Raw genomic sequence first — 21636 nt, 5'->3', positions numbered from 1 at the left:
GGCGAAACCATCGATATCAACCTGAAAGAAATCAACTCCAAAACCCTGGGTCTGGATAGCCTGAGCGTGCAGGATGCCTATACCACTAAACCGACCGCAGTTGGTACTGCTGCTACTTATACTGATGGTGCAGCTCTTACCGCTCCGACTGCAACGGAAATTGAAACCGCGGCAGGCGCTGCTTCCGGCAACGGTGGTACTGCAACTGTCCAGTTCAAAGATGGTTCATACTATGTAAATATCACCGGTTCTACTGGTGGTACTAATGGTGATGGTCTGTACAAGGCAACGCTTACCGGCACAACTTTAGCCATTGGCGGTAAAGAAACAGCCGTAGCTCTGGCTGATACTAAAACAGTAAACAACGTTCAGACCGTAGCCAATCCTGCAAGTATACCTGATACCACAGACGCCGCAAAAGACCTTGTAAAGGCTGGGGTTACTGGCGCGGATGGTACTAACACCAAACTGGTGAAAATGTCTTTTGAAGACAAAAACGGTAAAGTGATTGATGGCGGCTATGCTCTGGAAAAAGATGGCAAATACTACGCTGCTGACTACGATGCAAAAGCCGATAAAATCACTGTTAAAACAGTTGATTACACAGATAATACAGGCGCTCCTCAGAAGGCAGCGATTCAGTTTGGTGGTGTGAACGGCAAAACTGAAGTGGCAACTGTTGACGGCAAACAATACCTGGCGTCCAGTGTTAAAGGTCACGACTTCAAATCTGGTGCAGCGCTGAACGAAGTGGCTACCACCAAAACTGAAAGCCCGCTGGCTAAAATCGACGCGGCGCTGGCGAAAGTTGCTGACCTGCGTTCCGACCTGGGTGCGGTACAGAACCGTTTCAACTCTACCATCACTAACCTGGGTAACACCGTAAACAATCTGTCTGAAGCCCGTAGCCGTATCGAAGATGCTGACTACGCGACCGAAGTGTCCAACATGTCTCGTGCAAACATTCTGCAACAGGCGGGTACTTCTGTTCTGGCGCAGGCAAACCAGACCACGCAGAACGTCCTGTCTCTGCTGCGTTAATTTACACTTATCGCGCAAACCCCGCTCAGGCGGGGTTTTTTCGTTTAGAATAGTACTTTTAGGATTAAATGGATGTTCTGGTAATGAATGATATTTCTTATGGGCGAGTGGCAGAGACGTGGCCGCGTGACTATTCAATGCTCGCTCGTCGGATACAGTATCTGCGTTTTAATGATTGTCCGGTTAAACTGGTCAGCTGCAATGGGCAGTCGATCATTGGTTACATCTCAAAATTCAATCCGAATGAGAACTTAATTCTGGCGTCAGATGTTCCCAAAGGAAGCAACAGAATCGAAGTAAAACTGGAGTCTCTTGCTTCTCTTGAAGAGCTGCAGGATAACTCCGGAATTGTTACTGAGTTAGTGGCTAGTGGGGCATTCAACACACAGCCATATACGCCAACAAAGCAGGATTTCTTTTCGATATGCAATAAGTGTTTCAAGCAAGGGGTAGGCATCAGGGTTTATATGCTTGATGGCAGAATTATTGTAGGGGATACCACGGGTGTTAATGCCTGCCATGTTGGAATTAAAGTACCTGACGGCAACCATATGCAAATCATGTTTGATTGGGTTAGGAGGATTACTTCATCAGATTATGTTGAATAGGGCTTTGGTAGTCAGGCCCAATGGATCTTCACGACTGTAAAAGGTTCACCATTGGGTACGGTGAACAGTGGTAACCTTTTGAATTTTCAGATAGGGAAAAAATAAGTTAATGGCGAAGTAATCATTTAACTTATTGATTACTATCAATAACACGCATGATTTAAAATCCCTGACATAGACGATAAAAGTGCTCACATGTTCATCTCATAGCAGTAGATATGAAGCACAGGTTTTGGTAAAAAAATGTTGGTATATTACGTATGGAGAGACGCGTAATAAGTTGATTTATATGAAGTGTAAATATTGCAGATATACCAGCGTGGAGAGTTAAGTTATTGAAAATATTACCGATAAAATCGGTCTCGAAAACCGGAGTAGGGGCAACTCTACCGGGGGTTCAAATCCCCCTCTCTCCGCCACTATTCAAACACTTGCACGCCTTGCTTTCAACGACAGCAGTCACGGATGTTTTTTTCTTTGAGTATCCTCACAAGTTTGTCGTTCTATTGCCTTCGTGACATAAAAATCCGCTTCAAATAAACAAAAAGCCCGCTTCATATGAAGCAGGCCTGATACGTATTGTGCAAAATTAGAACTGGTAGACTAAACCAACGGCAACAATATCGTCAGTTGCGATACCATTGCTTTCATAGAAGCTGTCGTCTTCGTCCAGCAGGTTGATTTTGTAATCAACGTAGGTGGACATGTTTTTGTTGAAGTAGTAAGTCATACCCACATCAACATATTTGACCAGGTCTTTGTCGACGTAACGCCAGTTACCATGGCTCACTTCCTGACCACCTAAATCACTGCCCTTGGACTGCAGGTAAGCGATGGACGGACGCAGACCATAATCGAACTGGTATTGAGCCACAACTTCAAAGTTTTGCGTTTTGTTTGCGATACCGCCATTGCTTTCGCCATTACCGCCGCCGTAATAGGTCATATTGCGGGTTTCTGCATACATGGCTGCCAGGTAAACGTTGTTAGCGTCGTACTTCGCACCAACAGTCCAGGCTTCAGCTGTTTCGCCGCCTGCGTAGTTGTTGCGTTTGTTTATACCATCCTGGTAACCGCGAGCAACCTGGTCATCAGTACGATCAGAACTGGAGTACGCTGCACCGAGGCTTAAACCGAAGTCAAAGTCATAAGAGGTGGACATACCGAAACCGTCGCCGTTTTCTTTCGCCAGTTTGCGGTTTTCACTATTACCAGAACCTTCCTGACCTACGCTGCTACCTTCATTATTACCCTGATACTGCAGGGCGAAGTTCAGGCCATCAGCCAGACCAAAGAAGCCGTGGTTACGATAAGTAGCAACGCCGTTGGTACGACCCAGCATATACACGTCGGTCTGAGTGTAAGTATCACCACCGAATTCTGGCAGCATATCGGTCCAGGCTTCAACGTCGTACACGACGCCGTAGTTACGACCGTAATCGAAGGTGCCGTTTTCAGCAAAGCCCAGGCCTGCGAAAGCCAAACGAGTCCAGGAATCGCCTTTGTCACCTTCGGTGCCGTTGGCCTGAATATTATATTCCCACTGACCGTAGCCAGTCAGCATATCGTTGATCTGCGTTTCGCCCTTAAAGCCCAGACGCGCATAGGTTTGATCGCCGTCGCTGCCAGCATCGTCAGAGAAATAACGCAGACCATCGACTTTTCCGTACAGATCCAGTTTATTGCCGTTTTTATTATAAATTTCAGCCGCATTTGCTGTGCCTGCAGCTAATAATGCTGGGAGAAGCAGTGCCAGTACTTTTCTTTTCATTATGTATTCCCTTTATTTAATAATTAAAATGAATATGTAGTAATATCCCAAAAACTACATTTCGATACTATCTATGAAGTTCATTTAATTTAAAGAATAACATGTAACAATTATATTTTAGATATTTCAAAGTGTTTCAATTTGAGTTTTTTAAATTATTTTTATATGTATTTATTGTTTTTATTCAACACATAAATACATGATTATCAATTGATTTATGTCTTGTGGCTTGATATTTGTTGTGTGTATTTTATATGTTTTTATTATTGTTTTTATGCTTGTCAGGATAATTTATTATCAATGCTGTATGTGGAGATTATAAATTGATATTTGTTATGGATATTATTTAATAATTGAATTTTGATATAAAAGAAGGCAGACAGTGGTTCAGGGTAAAAATTATTGCTAAGGTGGTTTTCTTTATGTAAAGGGAGAGAGCATGGAACTCCACGACTGGCAGTCGAGATTTGAAGCCTGGTTACGTGAAAATCATTCAGGGCACGACGCTGCCCATGACATCTTTCACTTTCGCCGCGTGTGGCAGACGGCTCAAAAGCTGAGCACGGATGCGAACGTAGACTGGCTGGTGGTGCTGACGGCGTGCTACTTCCATGATCTCGTCAGTTTGCCGAAGAATCATCCCGATCGCCATCGTTCGTCGGTACTGGCAGCCCAGGAAACCCGTCGTGTACTGTCACAGGACTTTCCTGAATTTCCTCAGGATCGGCTGCATGCGGTGAGTCACGCTATCGCAGCGCACAGTTTTAGCGCAAAAATTACGCCCGCGACACTTGAAGCCAAAATCGTGCAGGATGCTGACCGGCTTGAGGCGCTGGGGGCTATCGGTCTGGCGCGCGTGTTCGCCGTTTCTGGCTCGCTGGGTGTGGCATTGTTTGATGCGGAGGATCCGTTTGCCCGGCAGCGTAGCCTCGATGATAAACAGTACGCGCTTGATCATTTCCAGACCAAACTGCTGACGTTGCCACTGACAATGCAAACTGAACAAGGGCGGCATTTGGCACAGCATAATGCTGACTTTTTATTGACGTATATGGCAAAACTCAGCGCAGAATTAAAAGGAGAATATGAAATGTTGGATCTTGCGGCGATTCAACCTCTTAAAGCATATCTGTAGTCGTCATTGCTGAAACGTCAATTGCACCAATTTATGTTAACCTGTCGACTATCCATTTCGGCCGGTTAAACGTATGCAGGATAATTTTTCAGTAGCAGGCTCCATGAAACCGATGACAGATGATACCGGAGTTACCGTTCAGGTGATTTTGGCTAAGTTGCTTGAAATATACGATGTGAAAACGCTGGTTGCTCATCTGAATGGTGTTGGTGAGAATCGCTGGAGTCCGGCCATCTTTAAGCGTGTGGTCGCCAATGAAACATGGCATCGGCTCAGCGACGCTGAGCTGGCTCATCTGAACGCCATGCTACCGACGCCGCCTGCGCATCATCCACATTATGCTTTTCGCTTTATCGATCTTTTTGCTGGTATTGGCGGAATTCGTCGCGGTTTTGAAGCGATTAGCGGGCAGTGCGTGTTTACCAGCGAGTGGAACAAGCATGCGGTGCGCACCTACAAGGCGAATCACTACTGCGATCCTCTGCAGCACCACTTTAATGAAGATATTCGTGATATTACGCTCAGCCATCATGAGGGGGTGAGTGACGAGCAGGCTGCAGAGCATATTCGTCAACATGTTCCCGAGCATGATGTCCTGCTGGCCGGCTTCCCTTGCCAGCCATTTTCTCTGGCGGGTGTATCAAAGAAAAACGCGTTAGGGCGTGCCCACGGTTTTGCCTGTGATACGCAAGGCACGCTTTTTTTTGACGTGGTGCGAATTATCGACGCGCGGCGACCGGCTATATTTGTGCTCGAAAACGTTAAAAATCTGAAGAGTCATGACCAGGGAAAAACCTTTCGCATCATCATGCAAACGCTGGATGAACTGGGCTATGACGTGGCGGATGCAGCAGATAATGGCCCTGATGATCCGAAGATTATCGATGGGCAACATTTTTTACCCCAGCATCGCGAACGTATCGTGCTCGTCGGCTTTCGACGTGATCTGAGCTTGAAGTCAGACTTTACGTTGCGCGATATTGTCAGCCGCTACCCTCAGCGTCGAACGACGCTCGCAGAGCTGCTTGAACCGACTGTTGATGCGAAATATGTGCTGACACCGGTCCTGTGGAAATACCTGTATCGCTATGCGAAAAAACATCAGGCACGGGGCAATGGGTTTGGCTACGGTATGGTCTATCCCGGCAATCCCGATAGCGTAACGCGTACATTATCCGCACGTTACTATAAGGATGGGGCTGAAATTTTGATAGACCGTGGCTGGGATATGGCGCTGGGTGAACAGGATTTCGATGATCCCGCCAATCAGCGACATCGTCCTCGTCGATTAACGCCAAGAGAGTGCGCTCGCCTGATGGGGTTTGAGTCTCCTCAGGGTTATCAGTTTCGCATTCCGGTATCAGATACCCAGGCTTACCGCCAGTTCGGTAATTCGGTGGTCGTCCCGGCATTTGCGGCGGTAGCCAAACTGCTGGAGCCGAAGATCAAACAGGCTGTTGCGCTCCGTGAGAAAGAACAGCAGCATGGCAGACGTTCACGATAAGGCGACACGCAGTAAAAATATGCGGGCGATAGGGACCCGCGATACGGCGATCGAAAAACGTCTGGCCGACATCCTGACGGAGCAGGGGGTAACGTTTCGCGCGCAGGATGCAACGTTGCCCGGTCGCCCCGATTTTGTGGTGGATGACTACCGTTGCGTTCTCTTTACCCACGGCTGTTTCTGGCATCAGCACAACTGCTATCTCTTTAAAGTCCCGGCAACCCGCACGGCGTTCTGGCTGGAGAAGATAGGAAAAAATGTGGTGCGTGATAAGCGGGACTGCGAAAAATTGCAGTCGTTGGGATGGCGGGTCTTGATTGTCTGGGAATGCGCCCTGCGTGGGCGTGATAAACTGGATAATGAGGCACTGTCTGAACGGGTTATCGAGTGGATCTGCGGCGGCGGCGCCACCGCGCAGATCGACACTCAGGGCATTCATTTACTGTAACGACTTTTCCGAGGGGGCTGCGACAGCGTCAGCTTTGACAGGGAATAAGTATTTCCCCAGCGTCACCAATACCACGGCAAAAACAATGACTCCGAGCGCCAGCCACTCGATCAACGCCAGGCTTTCACCTCCCAGCCCCGTACCTAACAGAACCGCCACTACAGGGTTGACGTAGGCATAGCTGGTGGCTAACGCCGGGCTTACATTACGAATAAGGAACATATAAGCGTTAATCGCAATAATTGAGCCGAACAGGGCGAGATATGCCACCGCCATAAAACCGGAGAAGGTTGGCATCGTGGTCAGCTTTTCTCCACTGAGCAGCGATGCGCACATCAGTACAATACCCGCGGCTAACATTTCAATAGCACCGGCCATCATGCCAACGGGCAAGGTTATACGTGAGCCGTACACGGAGCCAAATGCCCAGCTCATTGAACCAATCAGGATTAATACTGCCCCCCAGGGATTACCACTCAAGTTACCACCGCTGTTAAGCATGATGATCCCGGCGAGTCCAATTGCGATCCCCATCCATTCCAGTTTGCGTGTTTTGATGCCAAAAAAGTGGCTAAAGCACAGCGTAAACAGCGGGACGGTGGCAACCACTACGGCGGCAATACCGGAAGGAACATTTTGATGTTCTGCAACAGTAACCAGCCCATTACCCACGGCCAGCAGCAGGATACCAATTAACGCGGCGTTCAGGAGCTGGCGCAGAGGCGGTAGCTTGTGTCCGCGAAGAAGTAAAAAAAGTGTTAATAACACTCCAGCAGAGAGAAAACGTACGCCAGCCATCATCAACGGCGGCCAACTTTCAACGCCAATGCGAATAACGAAGTACGTGGAACCCCAAATGATGTACAGCGCAAATAGCGCACTGAAAAGCGGTAACAATTGCCTGAAACGCATAATCCCTCACGGTGGAAATAAAAAGGTGCAACATAGTAAACGTCAAAACTATCATGCTGGCGAGACTTATAATTGCCTGCTGTTGTTAAATAATTGTTGACCAGAAAGGTCTGTTTCAGCATGGCGTGTTTTACTTCATACTTATGGCTGCAAAACAATAATATTGAGGATTAAAATTTTGGCAGGAAGTAGCTTACTCACCTTGCTTGATGACATCGCCACGCTTCTGGACGATATCTCAGTGATGGGAAAACTGGCCGCGAAAAAAACGGCGGGTGTGCTGGGAGACGATTTGTCGCTTAACGCGCAACAGGTATCGGGCGTGCGGGCGAACCGCGAGCTTCCGGTGGTCTGGAGTGTGGCTAAAGGATCTTTCGTCAACAAAGTTATCCTGGTGCCGCTGGCGCTATTGATCAGCGCCTTCATTCCATGGGCTATCACCCCCTTATTGATGATTGGTGGGGCGTTCCTCTGTTTTGAGGGCGTGGAAAAAGTGCTTCACACCCTGGAAGCGCGAAAACAAAAAGAGACCCCAGAGGAGCGTCAGCAGCGTCTGACATCGTTGGCGGCGCAGGATCCTCTCACCTTTGAGAAAGATAAAATCAAAGGGGCGATACGTACTGACTTTATTTTATCTGCAGAGATTGTGGCCATTACGTTGGGTATTGTGGCGGATGCGCCGTTGTTGAATCAGGTACTGGTTTTGTCGGGTATTGCTTTGGTGGTGACCGTTGGCGTATATGGTCTGGTCGGTATTATTGTGAAGCTCGATGATATTGGCTACTGGCTGGCAGAAAAGCGCAGCGCACTGGCTCAGGCCCTGGGTAAGGGATTGCTGGTGGTTGCTCCCTGGCTCATGAAATCACTTTCCGTGGTCGGCACGCTGGCGATGTTTTTAGTCGGTGGCGGCATTGTGGTACACGGCATTGCGCCGCTGCATCATGCGATTGAGCAATTTGCCCAACAGCAGAGTTCATTCATTGCTCTGATGCTTCCGACTCTGCTTAATCTGGTGCTCGGCTTTATTATCGGTGGGATCGTGGTGGTGCTGGTAAAAATGGTTGCCAGGTTACGCGGAGTTTCGCACTAATTGTCGCCTGCCAGACTACGCAAAACGTCTCTTTGTCGTCTAAGGTGAAAAGGTTTCTCTTGATACAGGAGGCGGGTATGGTCTTTTCTGTCAGTGAGGAAGTCACCGCGAAAGAGGGTGGCCCACGCATGATCGTTACCGGGTATGCCAGCGGAATGGTGGAGTGCCGCTGGTATGACGGTTTTGGCGTCAAACGGGAGGCATTTCGTGAAGATGAACTGGTTCCTGGCGAACGCAGTCCGCTGCGCCAGGATGCCTGAATACCGCAGGCTGGCGTAACCTGGTGATCTCTCAACCATTAGTTATATTTATCATTTTGGTGAGAATTATTTACTTGTCAGGCAAAAAAATTGCAGATAAGGTTGGTTTCGCATCAGATTTCCTGGTGTAACGAATTTTCAAGTGCTTCTTGCATAAGCAAGCTTGATCCCGACCCGATACGGGCCGGGATTTTTTTCGCCCAAAGTCAGCGATTGATCTCCGTCACGCTAAAATCATGGATATCAAGCTCGAACGCGTCGGCCAGTTCATGCCATGTATGATAATCCCGGCCATCAACGCTGACGCGATCGGGGTCATCATGGCTGCGATGAATTTCGCTCTCGCAGATTTCGTTGATAGCTTTCAATAGCGCGTCCACATCGACGCTGACGTCACGTTTGGCCGTATCGCTGTACTCTTTCGCGGTTTTCATCCTCATACCTCTCAACCGTTAAGGATACCGGGGCACGTATCAGAATCTCTGATGCGTACAAGTTAAGTATAGACCGTCGAGAAAACCCGCAATCACGCGAGCAGGGCGCTGCCAGGAAAAGGAATTTGTTCTACACTGGCACAAAGCCACAGGAGGAAAACGATGAAGGTGAATGATCGGGTTACAGTCAAAACGGACGGTGGGCCGCGTCGGCCAGGCCGGGTACTGGCGATTGAAGAGTTTAGTGAAGGCACCATGTACCTGGTTTCTCTGGAAGACTACCCGCTCGGTATCTGGTTCTTTAATGAGTCAGGCCATCAGGATGGGATCTTTGTGGAAAAAGTGGAGTAATCCAGACGCTGATTCTGACTGGTGGTAAACCCACCAGTCAGAATGTCCTAACGCATATTCACAAAGATACCATTGGTGACGTTATCTGTGAGTCGTACAACGTGATAGATAACTTGTTTATTATGTGTCTTGATCTTTCGTTTTATATTCCCCTTATGGGATGAGACTGTCTTCGCCTTGATATTCATTTGATCGGATATCTGTATTGTTCCCTGACCGGCCATCCACATACGTAGCATGCTGGATTCGGTACGGCTTAATGATAGTGTTGGCAGGTTCACATCAATGACAATATCCACTTCCTTTTTCAGAATATCGCCAAGAAGTTCATCCAGTGAATCTGGTTTAATCGACTTAGAACTGATTAATAAATTTTTTCTTACTAAGAGATACTCATCAAAATGGACATTGGCAATCGCCATAAATACAATAAATAAAGTGCTGGGATGTTGATTAATGATTTGCTTAATTCTCTGGCTGTTATCCGGATCGTGAATAAAGCAGTCTTCATTAATAAACACCACAGACGGCTGCAGTGAGACACAGGCGACGCTGAGTTCATCAACGCTTGAAATATCGTTGATTTCCCTTTTCTTCACCCCCCGACTTACCAGATATCCGGTCAACCCTAGCCGGGTGTAACTGCATAAATCCATAATAATCGTTGACATGGCATACCCTCACTCAATGCGTAACGATAATTCCCCTTACCTGATTATTTCATCACAACTAAACGGAATAATAACGACCCAATATGACGCTTTCGCTGTTTTCAGGCGAATTTACTATCCCGTAAAGTTGCGTATAATTTGCCAGGAAACATCTTAAAGTAAAGTAAATGTTGCGTTATGTGAGTGAGGCAAAAACAAATAAACCGCGACAGCGTTATCCTGGTGGATGTTGCCTGTATTTGAATTTAGGACAATCCTTAGTAAAACAGGATAAAAAATAAGGGTTATTATTTTGAAGGCATTTCACTGATGATGTCAGCCAGCAAATTAAAAATCTCACTGAATAAGCGCTCACAGAAGGGGGCAATTAATGGCATTAGCGCGGCCATTAATGAAATACCCACGGTCAGGGTGAGTGGGAAACCAATGACAAATATCGATAGCTGCGGCGCCATACGGTTTAACAAACCGAGTGCGAGGTTGAGTGTGAGCAGCAGCGTCATCACCGGCAGAGCCAGCATCAGACCATTGAGGAAGATGAGTCCCCCCGCCCGCGCCAGCGCGAGAAAGGCATTGCTATTAACCGGATTGCCACCGATAGGCAGAGTATGGAAGGTATCCACCAATAGCGAGATAAGCCACAAGTGACCATTAAAGGTGAGGAACAGCAGCATCGCCAGCAAATCTATCAGACGTGCCAGAACGGGCATATTCAGGCGGCTGCCAGGGTCGAAGAAGGTTGCGAAGGAGAGACCCATTTGCAGACCGATGATTTCCCCGGCGGTACGCACCGCGGCAAACGCAAATTGCATGGTGAACCCTAATGCGATGCCGATCAGGATTTGCTGCATCGCCTGCCATATCGCGCCGACAGAAAAGATAGGCACGTTTACGGGGGGAAGCAGCGGAGCGATAACCATGGTAATCATTAACCCCAGCCCCAGTTTTACCCGTTTGGGGATGGCGCGTTCGCTGAGTATCGGAGCCGTTGAAATGAGCGCCAGTATGCGCAGCAGGGGCCAGAAGTAAAGATTCAGCCAGTGGAGCCACTCAACGCTGGTCACCTGCAACATAGCGTCGTTTACCCGATGATGTAGGGAATATTGCTGAACAGCGTACGCACGTAGTCGAGCAGCAAATTAAGCATCCACGGACCGGCAACGATGATGGCAATAAAGACCGCGACAATTTTCGGAATGAAGGACAGCGTCATTTCGTTAATCTGGGTTGCCGCCTGCAGGATACTGATGATAAGACCCGTAACGAGGGCAACCAGCAACAAAGGTGCGGCAAGGGCAAGGGCAACTTTCATCGCCTCAGTGCCCATCATCATGACCGATTCAGGAGTCATTTCGCGCCTCTAACTGTAAAAGCTTTGTGCAAGCGAGCCGACAAGCAGCTGCCAGCCGTCAACCAGCACAAACAGCATGAGCTTGAATGGGAGTGCAATGGTGGCAGGTGGCACCATCATCATCCCGAGCGCCATCAGGACGCTGGCGATAACCAGATCGATTATCAGAAATGGAATGAAAATGGTAAAACCTATCTGGAATGCCGTTTTCAACTCACTGGTGACATAAGCCGGCAGCAAAATGCGCATCGGTACGGCTTCAGGCCCCTGTAACGGGCCGCTGTTTGCCAGGCGGGCGAACAGAGCCAGATCGGCTTCGCGGGTCTGACGTAACATAAACTCACGCAACGGCTGTGCGCCTTTCTCCATGGCTTCCTGCATGGAGATCTTCTCTTCGCTGAAGGGTTGATACGCATCAACGTAGATTTTGTCGATCACCGGCGACATGATGAAAAAGGTCAAAAACAGCGCCAGTCCAAGTAAAACCTGGTTCGGCGGTGCTGACGGTGTTCCCAGCGCATTACGTAACAGGCCAAAAACGATGATGATGCGGGTGAAGCTGGTCATCATCAGCAAAATAGCGGGCAGGAACGTCAGCGAGGTGATAAACACCAGCGTTTGGACGGGCAATGACCAGCTTTGTCCGCCGCCGGGCAGCGGCTGGCTAACCAGACCCGGTAGTTGGGCCAGGGCTGCTGGGCTGAACAGCCACAAACCCGTCAGCGTGAGGGATAACAAACGGCGCATCAGGATCTCCCAGGACGCTTCAGCAAACTCTTCATCATGGCCTGGAAATCCGCAGGGGAGGCCGCTTTTTCTTCTGCACTGGCAGGTGCCGGGGGGAGGGTATGCAGAACGTTGATCTGCGACGCTGTAACGCCCAGCACCAGACGCGCGTCTTCGACCTCAACAATTACCACCCGCTCACGTGGGCCTAATGAGGTACTGGCTGAAACTTTCAGTCCACGCGTACCGACGCTTTTGGGGGCAAATCCCAGGCGCTTAATCAGCCAGGCGGCTCCCAGGATCAACACAATGATCCCCAGCAGCGCGCCGCTGACCTGCACTAACGGTGAGCCGGGTACAGCAGCGGGCTGAGCGACGGTGGCCTGGGTATTCATCGTTAACGGCTCAGACGACGCATACGTTCAGATGGGGTAATAATGTCAGTAATACGTACACCGTATTTATCTGCGACTACCACAACTTCACCCTGAGCAATCAAATAACCGTTGATCAGAATATCCAGCGGCTCGCCCGCCAGACCGTCCAGCGCGACGACCGAACCCTGCGTCAGGCGCAGTAGCTCTTTGATGGTCATGCGGGTGCGGCCCAATTCAACGGTCAGCTTGACCGGAATATCCATGATCAGGTCGATATCCTGCAGTGCACCGCTGACATCGCCGCCACCTAACTGCTGGAATACCGCATCGGCCGCACTTTTGGTGGTCGTTGTTTTTTGCTCGTTTAACGCGTCAGCCCACAGATCGTCCAATGCACCAGTGTTCTCATCGGACGGATTATTCATGTCACTCATTTGGGCTGTTCCTCATTCAGCGAATTCAAAATCGGGTTTATCAAATGTTCTACGCGTAACGCATACTGACCATTTACGGTGCCGTATTGGCTGGTCAGCACAGGTACGCCGTCCACATGAGCAATAATGCGGTCGGGTTTTTCAATCGGCAGTACATCACCGGGTTTCAGCTTCAAAATCTGGGACAGCCGCAGCGGAATGTCAGCAAAGTTTGCTACCAGTTCCAGCTCAGAATGCTGAACCTGACGCACCAGATTATTGCGCCAGTTCTGATCTTCATTACGCGAGTTTTCCAGCGGTGGGTTTACCAGCAGTTCGCGCAACGGTTCAATCATGCTGAATGGCAGACAGATGTTAAATTCACCGGTCAGGTTGCCGATTTCAACGTGGAACGGGGTGTTCACCACGATGTCGTTCGGGGAGGTGGTGATATTTGTAAACTTCACCTGCATCTCGGAACGGACATATTCCACTTCCAGCGGGTTGATAGCCTTCCACGCGTCGCTGTAGCTTTCCAGCGCCAGTTTCAGCATGCGGTTGATGACGCGTTGTTCAGTGTGCGTAAATTCACGGCCTTCGACTTTCGTCGGGAAACGACCATCACCGCCGAACAGGTTATCTACGGCGATAAACACCAGACTCGGTGAGAACACCACCAGACCTGTCCCGCGTAACGGTTTCAGGTGGATTAAGTTCAGGTTGGTCGGAACCGGCAAGTTACGTGCAAACTCGTGGTAGGGCTGGATACGGATCGCGCCCACGGTAATATCCGGGCTGCGGCGTAGCAGGTTAAATAACCCCATACGGAACTGGCGCGCAAAGCGTTCGTTAATGATCTCCAGCGCCTGCAAACGCTCACGAACGACGCGGCGCTGAGTGTTGGGATCATAAGGACGAATATCGCTTTCATTTGCGATACCGGAAATGGGTTCGTCTTTAGTTTCGCTATCGCCGTTAAGCAATGCGTCGATTTCAGCCTGAGAAAGAATACTGTCGCCCATGTCTTTACCGCAGAATAAAAGCTGTATAAAGAACGTCGGTGACAACCTGTTTCGGCTGCCCGACAACGAGCGGAGTCGCGAGCGTCTCTTTGATAGCGGCAATCAGCTGCTGTTTGCCTTCTTCTGTTGCGAGCGTGGCGGCGTTCTGGCGAGAGAACAATAGCAGCAGACGGCTGCGCACTTCTGGCAGATATTCGTTCAGACGCGAGCGTGTCGCCTCGTCTTTCATGCGCAGTGTGATACCGATATACAGCACGCGATCCGCATCACCTAAATTGACGGTAAACGTATCCAGTGCAAAGAACACTGGGGCAGGCGGTGGAGCCGGTTCCGCTTTTACGCTGGCGGACGGTTGCTGCTGCATGCGCCAGTAGCTATAGCCCGCAGTAGCGAGGGCGGCGAGCGTAATTAACACCAGCAGAGGGATCCAAATAGCGCGTTTACTCTTTTTGTTAATCGCGGAGTCAGTCATCAGATACGGGCTTCCTGTTTCGGTACAGCTTATAGGCTGATTATCCCGTGTCCTGACCACGACAAAGCGTGGAAAAGACGCGGATAATCATGCTACCTCTGGCGTTAGGCGAAGATGTCTACTGCACCATCACCGCGAGCCGCGGCTTGCAGTGCGGCAGGTGTGGCCAGAACAGCATCATCTTCGGGAGCAAAAATATCTTGTCCATGCGCACGCCCAGCCTGTTGTTGCTGTGAAGACGACTGTTGCTGACCGGCGAAACTTTCGCTGCTGATACTGCTTTGCCCCAGTTGGATCCCGCTTTCAGCCAACTGCGTGCGCAGCATGGGTAATGCCGCTTCCAGCGCCGCGCGAACGTGGCTATGAGGCGAGACCATTTGCAGTTGCGCCATGTTGTCATCAAGCTTGAGGGAAATCTGCACTTGCCCCAGATCCTGCGGATGCAAACGCAGTTCCGCACTTTGCTGGCCCTGGCGGGTGAACAGCGTGACGTGTTGACTCAGTGATTGCTGCCATTCATGGCTTCCCAGCGGGGCGCTCAATACCGGAGCCGCGGCAGTCGGTAACGGCTGCGCATGTGTCTGTGTGCCAGCCAGCGGAGCTATTGTTGCGCCAACGCTGGTTGGTGACGGTGAACTTTCAATCTCTGCGCGCGTTGCTGCCGCTGCCGTTAATGGGGTGAAACCAGCATTGTTGGTCTGATCCGCGCCACTGGCATGCATCGCTGTATCTGCTTTACCTTTTTTCCCTTCGCCGGTCAGTAATTCACTGGCGCTATCGGCAGTCGTGCTGGGGGTATTACCACGTAACAACACCGACAGCGTCGAATCCGCCGGGGCTGGGGTGGCATCAACAGCCGGAGTGGTTACCTGTTGCCCCGGCAGCATAGCGAACAGCGCACTCAGGTTGGCGAGATCGTCATCACTCAGACGGGCGGTTTTTTCATCATGCTGTGCGGTTTTGCCCAGTGTTGTCAGGGCATTAACCTTCAGTGACGGCGTGAGCGCAGACAGCAACTGTTGTGCATCAGTCAGGTCGGCCAGCGACGCCTCGGTCTGGACCTCTTTTTGTGTCAGCAGATCGGCTAATTTTAGCGTCTGTGCGGTATCACCATTCTTTTGCAATAACCCTTTTTGCAGTTTGCTGCCTGCGGCCTGTAAATCGGCCAGTGACAGCGGGGCGCCTTTACCCTGTGCATCGCCTGCACCTAATGCACCTGCCAGCAACGCTAAAAAATCCTCGGGGGAATCTACCGCTTTGCCTGACTGAAGACCTGCGGCTACGTCGGTGTCGGTGGTAATCAGTTGGGGTAAAGTAATCATTCGGGTTTCCTCATAGCTGCACGCTGAGCAAATTCATCCATTTTTTTCTGATCCAGGCGGTTTTCAGCCAGTAACGCGGCTGTGGTTTGCCTGTCCTGCAGAGTCTGCCATGCCTGCAGTCGCTGCTTTTTATCGCGCCAACTGCTCAACGCCTGGTCCACTTTCTGCGTCCATTGGTTGAGCTGTTGGCGATGTTGCTCAATCGCTTTTTCCAGCGTTTGAATAAATTGTTGATAGTTAATCCAGCGATTACTGGTAATACCCTGACCCATATCGCTATTAAGATTGTTGCGATATTCATGCTGATAATCGATCAGCATCTTCAACTGCTCTTCCGCCTGCTGACATCCGCGGCGCATCTCGCCTAATAAGATAGCTGCGTCATCGACTTCTTTTTCAGCCAGGTCTTTAAGTGTTGCCAGCGCACCATGTTGTGCCATGACCTATGCTCTCCTGCTTAATCACACACCAGGGAAAATCAGATCCAAAGCCTGCAGGGAGTCTTCCCAGTCGGCTCGTTCAAAGATGCCTTGCTGTAAAAATGCTTCCAGCTGTGGCCATAAGGCAATGGCTTTATCCAACATGGGATCGCTGCCTTTGGCGTAGGCGCCTACGCTGACCAGATCGCGGTTACGCTGGAAACTGGACAGTAGCTGTTTAAAGTTGCGTACCCGCGCATAATGTTTCTCGCTGATCAATGCGGTCATTGCGCGGCTGATTGAGGCTTCAATATCAATGGCCGGGTAGTGACCAGCCTCTGCCAGATGACGGGACAGGACAATGTGACCGTCGAGAATGGCACGGGCGGAGTCAGCAATAGGGTCCTGTTGGTCGTCGCCTTCGGTCAGTACGGTATAAAATGCGGTCACGGAACCGCCGCCATGAATACCGTTACCAGCCCGTTCAACCAGTGCGGGTAATTTAGCAAACACCGACGGCGGATAGCCTTTCGTTGCCGGAGGTTCGCCGATCGCCAGTGCAATTTCACGCTGTGCCATTGCATAACGGGTGAGGGAATCCATAATCAGCAGCACGTGCTGGCCGCGATCGCGAAAATCTTCGGCGATGCGCGTGGCGTAGGCTGCACCCTGCATACGCAACAGCGGGGAAACGTCCGCCGGAGCGGCAATCACCACCGAGCGTGCACGTCCCTCGGCGCCAAGTATATTTTCAATAAAATCTTTAACTTCGCGTCCACGCTCGCCAATCAGACCGACAACAATGACGTCAGCCTGGGTATAGCGTGCCATCATGCCGAGCAGGACGCTTTTACCCACACCGGAACCAGCGAAAAGCCCCATTCGCTGACCGCGCCCGACGGTTAACAGCGCATTGATAGGCCGTACGCCAGTATCCAGCACGTGTTCAATCGGGGTACGTTGCAGGGGGTTAAATGGCGGGGTGATTAGCGCCCCTGTTTCCGTGGTGTCGGGTGCAGGCAACCCATCAAGCGGCTTCCCGCTGCCATCGAGAACACGCCCCAGCAGGGCAGGGCCCAGCGGTAATTGTTTCCCGCTTTGCAGCCCTTCGCCGGCGATGTTTTTCGCGTAAACGCGCGCGCCCGGCAGAACGCCTTCGACCTCTTCTAGCGGCATCAGAAACAGGCGTTGACCATTAAAGCCAACCACTTCGCTTTCGACTTCCTGGGTTTCGTTGCCATCCTGACGCTCAATGACGCAGGTGGCACCCAGCGGCAACTGCAGACCTGTGGCTTCCAGTACCAGCCCGGTGGCGCGGGTCAGACGCCCGTAACGACGCACCGCAGGCAGCAGCGACATTTTTTCTTCGAAGTTGTCCAGCGTGTTGAGCCAGCGAGTCAGGCGAGTGGTCATTACACGACTCCCGGCGCTGCCAGACGGCAGAGCTCTTGCCAGCGGGTGGCAACACTGGCGTCCAGATCGCCTTCATCAGCAGAGACTTTACAGCCACCGTGATGCAACGTTGGATCGCCACGCAGTCGCCAGCCGTGCAGACTGAGGGTCGCCCCCAGCATCTCTTCCACCCGCTGCAGATCGTCCGGATGGACGCGCAACTGCGGTTTACCGCTAAACAGCGGCTCCTGTTGTAACAGCTGTTGGATTTGCTTAATCAGTGCGGCGTTATCCACGATGGGGGTCTGGCCGATAACCTGGCGCGCCGCTTCCAGTGCCATTTGCATCAGGCGCGATGCAATGACGCTGTCCAGGGCATCCAGTGTATTCTGAAACTCACTGACCAGTTGCTGCATGCGGGCATGAATCGGCGCATGTTGGGCGCGAGCCTGGTTCTGACCCTGCTCCAGACCCTGGGCCAGTCCGTCCTGATAACCTTGTGCGTGCCCTTTTTGCCGACCTTCAGCCAGACCGGCATTATATCCTTGCTCATGGGCCTGGAGCTGCATTTGCGCCAACTGCTGCTCAAGCTGTTGTTCCGCAGATAGCTGTGGCTCTTCTGTCTCGTCGGACGGCTGATCGTCGGTATGATCGGCCAGTATGAACTCCGCCATTGGCGGGGCGAGATCGTCAGGCGTCCAGACTTTCCATGGCAGATCGTTAGACATAGGTATCCTCGCCGCTGCCGATCACCATCTCGCCGGTCTCGGCCAGACGACGTACGATAAGCAGAATTGCTTTCTGTTCGTTTTCCACCTGCGACAAACGTACCGGACCGCGGTTGGCAAGATCGTCGCGCAGGATATCGGCGGCACGCTGCGACATGTTGCGCAGGAACTTCTCGCGCAATGGTTGCTCGGCACCTTTCAGGGCTATCAGCAGCGATTCGGAATCCACTTCCTGCAACAGACGCTGGATGCTGCGATCGTCGACATCCACCAGATTTTCGAACAGGAACATCTCGTCGATAATTTTCTGCGCCAGCTCGCCGTCGAATTCGCGTACCGCGGTAATAACCGCTTCTTCCTGCTGCGTCTTCATCAGGTTGATAATTTCTGCTGCTGTCCTCACGCCGCCCATTTTGCTGCGCTTGAGGTTCTGGCCGTCGAGCAACCCGTTCAGCACTTCGGTCAGTTCTGCCAGTGCGGCAGGCTGTACGCCGCCGAAAGTCGCGATACGCAGCATGACATCGTGGCGTAAGCGCTCGTCGAACAGCGCCAGAATATCGGCGGCCTGGCCCCGTTTGAGGTGAACCAGAATGGTGGCGATAATCTGCGGGTGCTCGTCGCGAATAAGATCGGCGGCGCTTTGTGGCTCCATAAAGTTGAGCGTTTCAATGCCGCTGGTGGTATCGCGAGTTTCCAGAATGTCTTCCAGCAGGCTGGAGGCACGCTCTTCGCCCAACGCTTTTACCAGCACGGAGCGCAGGTATTCGTTGGCGTTGATGTTCAGTGCGGCAAACTGCTCGGCTTCTTGTTCAAATTCGGCCAGAACCTCCGTCAACTGCTTGTTGGAGATCTGACGCACGTTGGCCATTGCCGTACTGAGAGCCTGCACTTCGCGCGTGGAAAGGTGCTTAAAGACCTCCGCCGCGCGATCTTCGCCAATGGTCATCAATAAGATGACGCTTTTATCGGTGCCGCTAAGATTACTCATGTTCGTTATTTATCCACTGGCGAATGACCAGCGCCACGACGCGCGGATCGTTATCTGACATTTCACGAATACGCTGGCTCATGACTTCAGCACCCAGCCGCTGGTTGTTACGGCGCTGCTGGGTCTGCTCGTCTTTGCTGAGGCGAACTTCAACCGCTTCTTCCGTTTCCTGGCGAATACGTGTTTGTTCTTGTGCGGCTTTGACCTCTTCGCTGCGACGCATCAACTGCGGACGAACCGCTTTACGCCACAGGATCCAGGCCACCAACAGAACCAGCAACCAACGGCCAGCGGACATTAGCTGATCAATAAAGGACTGCTGCTGCCAGAATGGAAGCTCTCCGCCCGCGTCATCACTTGCGGTGAAGGGGGAGTTCACGACATTCAGGGTATCGCCGCGTTTTTCAGAGAAGCCCATGGCCTCGCGGGTCAGGTCCTCAATTTGTTTCATTTGGTCGGCGGTTAACGGCAGCGGTTTGCCATCCGGTAACGTTTTATAGTTGACCACTACCGCCACCGACAGGCGCTGTACATCACCCACATTCATCTTGGTGTGACGAATGGTACGGTCAACTTCATAGTTGCTGGTTTCGTTACGCTGCGTGCTGCGCGGTCCGGCATTGGCGTTATTCGCCGTTTGCGTGGTTTGCGCATTCTGCGGGTTTTGCTGATTTGCCGGTGGTGTATTAATCGGGGCCGTATTCGCCGGCGCGGGCTGGTTAGACAGTGCGCCCGGTACGCCGCCAGGCGCTCCGCTTCCTATCTGCTCGCTGACGTTAAGCTGGCGTGAACGCAGAACAGCCTGTGAGTCGTCGCCATTTGGGCTGTACTTCTCTTCGGTTTGCTCTTTGTTGGCGAAATCCAGCTGGGCAGTAACCTGTGCATGTACGTTGCCGTTACCGACAATGGGCGACAGGATTGATTCAATACGACGCTGTACGCGACCTTCAACATCGCTGGCATATTTCAGCTGCGCATCGTTCAGGTCGCGGCTGCTGGTGTTCGACTGGGTTAACAGATGTCCTGCCTGATCGACCAGCGTCACGTTGCCCGGCGGCAAGCCCGCGACAGCGCTGGAGACCAGATGCGTTACCGCGCTAATCTGACCTTCGTCCAGTGCTCGACCCGGCTCCAGGTTTACCGTGACGGAGGCAGAAGGGGCTTTTTGTTCACGTACGAACAGTGACGGTTTGGGCATCGCAAGATGGACACGGGCGCGTTTTACCGGCCCCAGTGTTTCAATGGTACGGGCTAATTCGCCTTCCAGAGCTCGCTGGTAGTTGACCTGCTCGCTAAACTGGCTGATACCAAACTTTTCCTGGTCCAGTAACTCAAAGCCCACCGCGCCGCCTTTCGGCAGGCCTTGCTGTGCCAGACGTAAACGCAGTTCATGAACTTTATCAGCAGGGACTTCAATGGCGCCGCTTCCCTCAGTGAAACGATAAGGAACGTTCATCTGCGTCAGCTGCGTGACAATCGCGCCACCGTCCTGATCGGATAGGTTGCTGAACAGTGTGCGGTAGTCAGGTGCTTTGGCCCACAGGACCATCGCAACGATGATGGCGACGGCAGCGGCACCCGCCACAATCAGAGGGATTTTGGGATTCGCGCGCAGGCGATTTAACCACTCGAGAGGTTTCAGTTGGGTTGCAGTCGATGCTGTCGCACTCATCTCGCACCTCGTGGCTTATCGTGGACGGCGTTTTTTGCAAAGTGGAACAAGACTCACTCCCGGGTCAGCAAACTCGAAAAATTGACGGTCTCATTATTTGCGGTTTCGAATTTTTCTATGCGTTAAAAACCGAGGTTTTTTATCGTTATTTAGCGCCTTTATCTTATTGACGAGCTGGTAATCTCTGCTACGTAAAAAATCATCCAGGGGATCAGAATGTCGGCAATACAGGGGATTGAAGGGGTTATCAGTCAGCTACAGGCCACGGCAATGTCAGCGAAAATGCAGGATGTGCAGCCACAATCGACCGTGAGTTTTGCCGGTCAGTTGCACGCGGCATTGGACAGAATCAGCGATGTGCAAACCGCCTCTCGCGTTCAGGCTGAAAAATTTACCCTGGGTGAACCAGGCATTGCGCTGAATGATGTGATGACCGATATGCAGAAAGCGTCGGTTTCGATGCAGATGGGTATTCAGGTGCGCAACAAACTGGTATCAGCCTACCAGGAAGTGATGTCCATGCAGGTGT

The 21636-nt window shown here is 51.4% G+C and carries 26 protein-coding genes and 1 tRNA gene; 10 read left to right on the top strand and 17 right to left on the bottom strand.

Annotation, left to right across the window (positions count from 1 at the left end; all coding sequences use genetic code 11):
• The 3 genes from FDX03_RS03375 to FDX03_RS22700 all read left to right on the top strand — a co-directional run.
• Positions 1 to 1041, top strand: a 1041-nt coding sequence (locus FDX03_RS03375) for a flagellin (RefSeq protein ID WP_137345478.1), incomplete at its 5' end; no start/stop codon positions are given.
• A gap of 83 nt (positions 1042 to 1124) precedes the next feature.
• On the top strand, positions 1125 to 1649 hold the full coding sequence (locus FDX03_RS03370) for a phase 1 flagellin transcriptional repressor (RefSeq protein WP_137345477.1): 525 nt from the start codon (positions 1125 to 1127) through the stop codon (positions 1647 to 1649).
• A 321-nt stretch (positions 1650 to 1970) separates the two neighbouring features.
• A tRNA-OTHER gene (locus tag FDX03_RS22700) sits at positions 1971 to 2068 on the top strand.
• Positions 2069 to 2238: 170 nt separating this feature from the next.
• Here FDX03_RS22700 and ompC read toward each other — a convergent pair.
• Entirely contained in the window at positions 2239 to 3420 is a 1182-nt protein-coding gene (ompC, locus tag FDX03_RS03365; protein ID WP_115643221.1) for a porin OmpC, read from the bottom strand.
• Between the two features lie 439 nt (positions 3421 to 3859).
• Between ompC and FDX03_RS03360 the strand changes: the two genes are divergently transcribed.
• The 3 genes from FDX03_RS03360 to FDX03_RS03350 all read left to right on the top strand — a co-directional run bounded on the left by FDX03_RS03360 (position 3860) and on the right by FDX03_RS03350 (position 6507).
• Positions 3860 to 4555, top strand: a complete 696-nt coding sequence (locus FDX03_RS03360) for a phosphohydrolase (protein WP_101743175.1) — start codon at positions 3860 to 3862, stop codon at positions 4553 to 4555.
• A 103-nt stretch (positions 4556 to 4658) separates the two neighbouring features.
• Positions 4659 to 6059, top strand: a complete 1401-nt coding sequence (locus FDX03_RS03355; protein WP_137345476.1) for a DNA cytosine methyltransferase — start codon at positions 4659 to 4661, stop codon at positions 6057 to 6059.
• Positions 6040 to 6507, top strand: a complete 468-nt coding sequence (locus FDX03_RS03350) for a very short patch repair endonuclease (RefSeq protein WP_101743177.1) — start codon at positions 6040 to 6042, stop codon at positions 6505 to 6507. Before FDX03_RS03355 ends, FDX03_RS03350 begins: the two co-directional genes overlap by 20 nt.
• Here the strand turns inward: FDX03_RS03350 and yedA are convergent.
• On the bottom strand, positions 6499 to 7419 hold the full coding sequence (gene yedA / locus FDX03_RS03345) for a drug/metabolite exporter YedA (RefSeq protein WP_061068110.1): 921 nt from the start codon (positions 7417 to 7419) through the stop codon (positions 6499 to 6501). The two genes, FDX03_RS03350 and yedA, sit on opposite strands and share 9 nt — an antisense overlap.
• A 178-nt stretch (positions 7420 to 7597) precedes the next feature.
• On the opposite strand from yedA, the gene FDX03_RS03340 reads away from it, so the two are divergent.
• A complete protein-coding gene (locus FDX03_RS03340) occupies positions 7598 to 8509 on the top strand; it encodes a DUF808 domain-containing protein (protein ID WP_048211301.1) in 912 nt (303 codons plus the stop codon).
• A 77-nt stretch (positions 8510 to 8586) separates the two neighbouring features.
• The gene (locus FDX03_RS03335) at positions 8587 to 8769 is read left to right on the top strand and encodes a DUF2158 domain-containing protein (RefSeq protein WP_061068109.1); all 183 of its coding nucleotides are present in this window, start codon (positions 8587 to 8589) and stop codon (positions 8767 to 8769) included.
• Positions 8770 to 8975: 206 nt separating this feature from the next.
• Here FDX03_RS03335 and yodD read toward each other — a convergent pair whose 3' ends face one another.
• Positions 8976 to 9203, bottom strand: coding sequence for a YodD family peroxide/acid resistance protein (yodD, locus tag FDX03_RS03330; protein ID WP_048211303.1), 228 nt, complete (start codon positions 9201 to 9203; stop codon positions 8976 to 8978).
• Positions 9204 to 9365: 162 nt separating this feature from the next.
• Here yodD and dsrB point away from each other — a divergent pair, with 162 nt between their 5' ends.
• Positions 9366 to 9554: a protein DsrB gene (gene dsrB / locus FDX03_RS03325; protein WP_005127768.1), complete on the top strand. Its 189-nt coding sequence runs from the start codon at positions 9366 to 9368 to the stop codon at positions 9552 to 9554.
• A gap of 47 nt (positions 9555 to 9601) precedes the next feature.
• Here the strand turns inward: dsrB and rcsA are convergent, their stop codons facing one another.
• From rcsA to fliF, 14 genes are all read right to left on the bottom strand, one after another.
• A complete protein-coding gene (gene rcsA / locus FDX03_RS03320; RefSeq protein WP_048211304.1) occupies positions 9602 to 10225 on the bottom strand; it encodes a transcriptional regulator RcsA in 624 nt (207 codons plus the stop codon).
• A 287-nt stretch (positions 10226 to 10512) separates the two neighbouring features.
• The gene (fliR, locus tag FDX03_RS03315) at positions 10513 to 11298 is read right to left on the bottom strand and encodes a flagellar biosynthetic protein FliR (RefSeq protein WP_048211305.1); all 786 of its coding nucleotides are present in this window, start codon (positions 11296 to 11298) and stop codon (positions 10513 to 10515) included.
• Positions 11299 to 11306: 8 nt separating this feature from the next.
• Positions 11307 to 11576: a flagellar biosynthesis protein FliQ gene (gene fliQ, locus FDX03_RS03310; protein WP_003030425.1), complete on the bottom strand. Its 270-nt coding sequence runs from the start codon at positions 11574 to 11576 to the stop codon at positions 11307 to 11309.
• 9 nt (positions 11577 to 11585) lie between these two features.
• A complete protein-coding gene (fliP, locus tag FDX03_RS03305; protein WP_101743179.1) occupies positions 11586 to 12323 on the bottom strand; it encodes a flagellar type III secretion system pore protein FliP in 738 nt (245 codons plus the stop codon).
• Positions 12323 to 12697: a flagellar biosynthetic protein FliO gene (gene fliO, locus FDX03_RS03300; protein WP_048211307.1), complete on the bottom strand. Its 375-nt coding sequence runs from the start codon at positions 12695 to 12697 to the stop codon at positions 12323 to 12325. The genes fliP and fliO overlap by 1 nt, the downstream gene beginning before the upstream one ends.
• A gap of 2 nt (positions 12698 to 12699) precedes the next feature.
• A complete protein-coding gene (gene fliN, locus FDX03_RS03295) occupies positions 12700 to 13113 on the bottom strand; it encodes a flagellar motor switch protein FliN (protein WP_005127761.1) in 414 nt (137 codons plus the stop codon).
• Entirely contained in the window at positions 13110 to 14114 is a 1005-nt protein-coding gene (gene fliM, locus FDX03_RS03290) for a flagellar motor switch protein FliM (protein WP_005127760.1), read from the bottom strand. The genes fliN and fliM overlap by 4 nt, the downstream gene beginning before the upstream one ends.
• 4 nt (positions 14115 to 14118) lie before the next feature.
• A complete protein-coding gene (gene fliL, locus FDX03_RS03285; protein WP_048211308.1) occupies positions 14119 to 14586 on the bottom strand; it encodes a flagellar basal body-associated protein FliL in 468 nt (155 codons plus the stop codon).
• Between the two features lie 104 nt (positions 14587 to 14690).
• On the bottom strand, positions 14691 to 15908 hold the full coding sequence (gene fliK / locus FDX03_RS03280; protein WP_137345475.1) for a flagellar hook length control protein FliK: 1218 nt from the start codon (positions 15906 to 15908) through the stop codon (positions 14691 to 14693).
• Positions 15905 to 16348, bottom strand: a complete 444-nt coding sequence (gene fliJ, locus FDX03_RS03275) for a flagellar export protein FliJ (RefSeq protein ID WP_005127756.1) — start codon at positions 16346 to 16348, stop codon at positions 15905 to 15907. Before fliJ ends, fliK begins: the two co-directional genes overlap by 4 nt.
• Positions 16349 to 16369: 21 nt before the next feature.
• The gene (gene fliI / locus FDX03_RS03270) at positions 16370 to 17740 is read right to left on the bottom strand and encodes a flagellar protein export ATPase FliI (RefSeq protein ID WP_005127755.1); all 1371 of its coding nucleotides are present in this window, start codon (positions 17738 to 17740) and stop codon (positions 16370 to 16372) included.
• The gene (gene fliH / locus FDX03_RS03265) at positions 17740 to 18447 is read right to left on the bottom strand and encodes a flagellar assembly protein FliH (RefSeq protein WP_048211310.1); all 708 of its coding nucleotides are present in this window, start codon (positions 18445 to 18447) and stop codon (positions 17740 to 17742) included. Before fliH ends, fliI begins: the two co-directional genes overlap by 1 nt.
• Positions 18440 to 19435 carry a flagellar motor switch protein FliG gene (gene fliG, locus FDX03_RS03260; RefSeq protein WP_048211311.1) on the bottom strand — a complete coding sequence of 332 codons (996 nt, stop codon included), beginning with the start codon at positions 19433 to 19435 and terminating at the stop codon, positions 18440 to 18442. The genes fliH and fliG overlap by 8 nt, the downstream gene beginning before the upstream one ends.
• Complete coding sequence (fliF, locus tag FDX03_RS03255; RefSeq protein WP_048211312.1) at positions 19428 to 21107, bottom strand: flagellar basal-body MS-ring/collar protein FliF; 1680 nt, start codon at positions 21105 to 21107, stop codon at positions 19428 to 19430. The genes fliG and fliF overlap by 8 nt, the downstream gene beginning before the upstream one ends.
• A 216-nt stretch (positions 21108 to 21323) precedes the next feature.
• On the opposite strand from fliF, the gene fliE reads away from it, so the two are divergent.
• A partial coding sequence (gene fliE, locus FDX03_RS03250; protein ID WP_005127749.1) for a flagellar hook-basal body complex protein FliE occupies positions 21324 to 21636 on the top strand: 313 nt, incomplete at its 3' end.

It is taken from the genome of Citrobacter sp. wls827 (assembly GCF_005280875.1).
Lineage (GTDB): Bacteria > Pseudomonadota > Gammaproteobacteria > Enterobacterales > Enterobacteriaceae > Citrobacter > Citrobacter youngae.
The sequence above is the reverse complement of the archived record's forward strand: the minus strand, read 5'-3'. Positions and strand labels throughout refer to the sequence as shown.

What these genes read in the sequence shown, in the direction of transcription:
- fliQ (WP_003030425.1), bottom strand. Translation starts at nt 11,576, where the DNA reads ATGACTCCTGAATCGGTCATGATGATGGGCACTGAGGCGATGAAAGTT.
- fliK (WP_137345475.1), bottom strand. Translation starts at nt 15,908, where the DNA reads ATGATTACTTTACCCCAACTGATTACCACCGACACCGACGTAGCCGCA.
- FDX03_RS03355 (WP_137345476.1), top strand. Translation starts at nt 4,659, where the DNA reads ATGAAACCGATGACAGATGATACCGGAGTTACCGTTCAGGTGATTTTG.
- fliR (WP_048211305.1), bottom strand. Translation starts at nt 11,298, where the DNA reads ATGTTGCAGGTGACCAGCGTTGAGTGGCTCCACTGGCTGAATCTTTAC.
- FDX03_RS03360 (WP_101743175.1), top strand. Translation starts at nt 3,860, where the DNA reads ATGGAACTCCACGACTGGCAGTCGAGATTTGAAGCCTGGTTACGTGAA.
- ompC (WP_115643221.1), bottom strand. Translation starts at nt 3,420, where the DNA reads ATGAAAAGAAAAGTACTGGCACTGCTTCTCCCAGCATTATTAGCTGCA.
- fliG (WP_048211311.1), bottom strand. Translation starts at nt 19,435, where the DNA reads ATGAGTAATCTTAGCGGCACCGATAAAAGCGTCATCTTATTGATGACC.
- fliP (WP_101743179.1), bottom strand. Translation starts at nt 12,323, where the DNA reads ATGCGCCGTTTGTTATCCCTCACGCTGACGGGTTTGTGGCTGTTCAGC.
- yodD (WP_048211303.1), bottom strand. Translation starts at nt 9,203, where the DNA reads ATGAAAACCGCGAAAGAGTACAGCGATACGGCCAAACGTGACGTCAGC.
- rcsA (WP_048211304.1), bottom strand. Translation starts at nt 10,225, where the DNA reads ATGTCAACGATTATTATGGATTTATGCAGTTACACCCGGCTAGGGTTG.
- fliF (WP_048211312.1), bottom strand. Translation starts at nt 21,107, where the DNA reads ATGAGTGCGACAGCATCGACTGCAACCCAACTGAAACCTCTCGAGTGG.
- fliJ (WP_005127756.1), bottom strand. Translation starts at nt 16,348, where the DNA reads ATGGCACAACATGGTGCGCTGGCAACACTTAAAGACCTGGCTGAAAAA.
- FDX03_RS03335 (WP_061068109.1), top strand. Translation starts at nt 8,587, where the DNA reads ATGGTCTTTTCTGTCAGTGAGGAAGTCACCGCGAAAGAGGGTGGCCCA.
- fliN (WP_005127761.1), bottom strand. Translation starts at nt 13,113, where the DNA reads ATGAGTGACATGAATAATCCGTCCGATGAGAACACTGGTGCATTGGAC.
- fliI (WP_005127755.1), bottom strand. Translation starts at nt 17,740, where the DNA reads ATGACCACTCGCCTGACTCGCTGGCTCAACACGCTGGACAACTTCGAA.
- fliL (WP_048211308.1), bottom strand. Translation starts at nt 14,586, where the DNA reads ATGACTGACTCCGCGATTAACAAAAAGAGTAAACGCGCTATTTGGATC.
- FDX03_RS03350 (WP_101743177.1), top strand. Translation starts at nt 6,040, where the DNA reads ATGGCAGACGTTCACGATAAGGCGACACGCAGTAAAAATATGCGGGCG.
- fliO (WP_048211307.1), bottom strand. Translation starts at nt 12,697, where the DNA reads ATGAATACCCAGGCCACCGTCGCTCAGCCCGCTGCTGTACCCGGCTCA.
- yedA (WP_061068110.1), bottom strand. Translation starts at nt 7,419, where the DNA reads ATGCGTTTCAGGCAATTGTTACCGCTTTTCAGTGCGCTATTTGCGCTG.
- dsrB (WP_005127768.1), top strand. Translation starts at nt 9,366, where the DNA reads ATGAAGGTGAATGATCGGGTTACAGTCAAAACGGACGGTGGGCCGCGT.
- fliH (WP_048211310.1), bottom strand. Translation starts at nt 18,447, where the DNA reads ATGTCTAACGATCTGCCATGGAAAGTCTGGACGCCTGACGATCTCGCC.
- fliM (WP_005127760.1), bottom strand. Translation starts at nt 14,114, where the DNA reads ATGGGCGACAGTATTCTTTCTCAGGCTGAAATCGACGCATTGCTTAAC.
- FDX03_RS03370 (WP_137345477.1), top strand. Translation starts at nt 1,125, where the DNA reads ATGAATGATATTTCTTATGGGCGAGTGGCAGAGACGTGGCCGCGTGAC.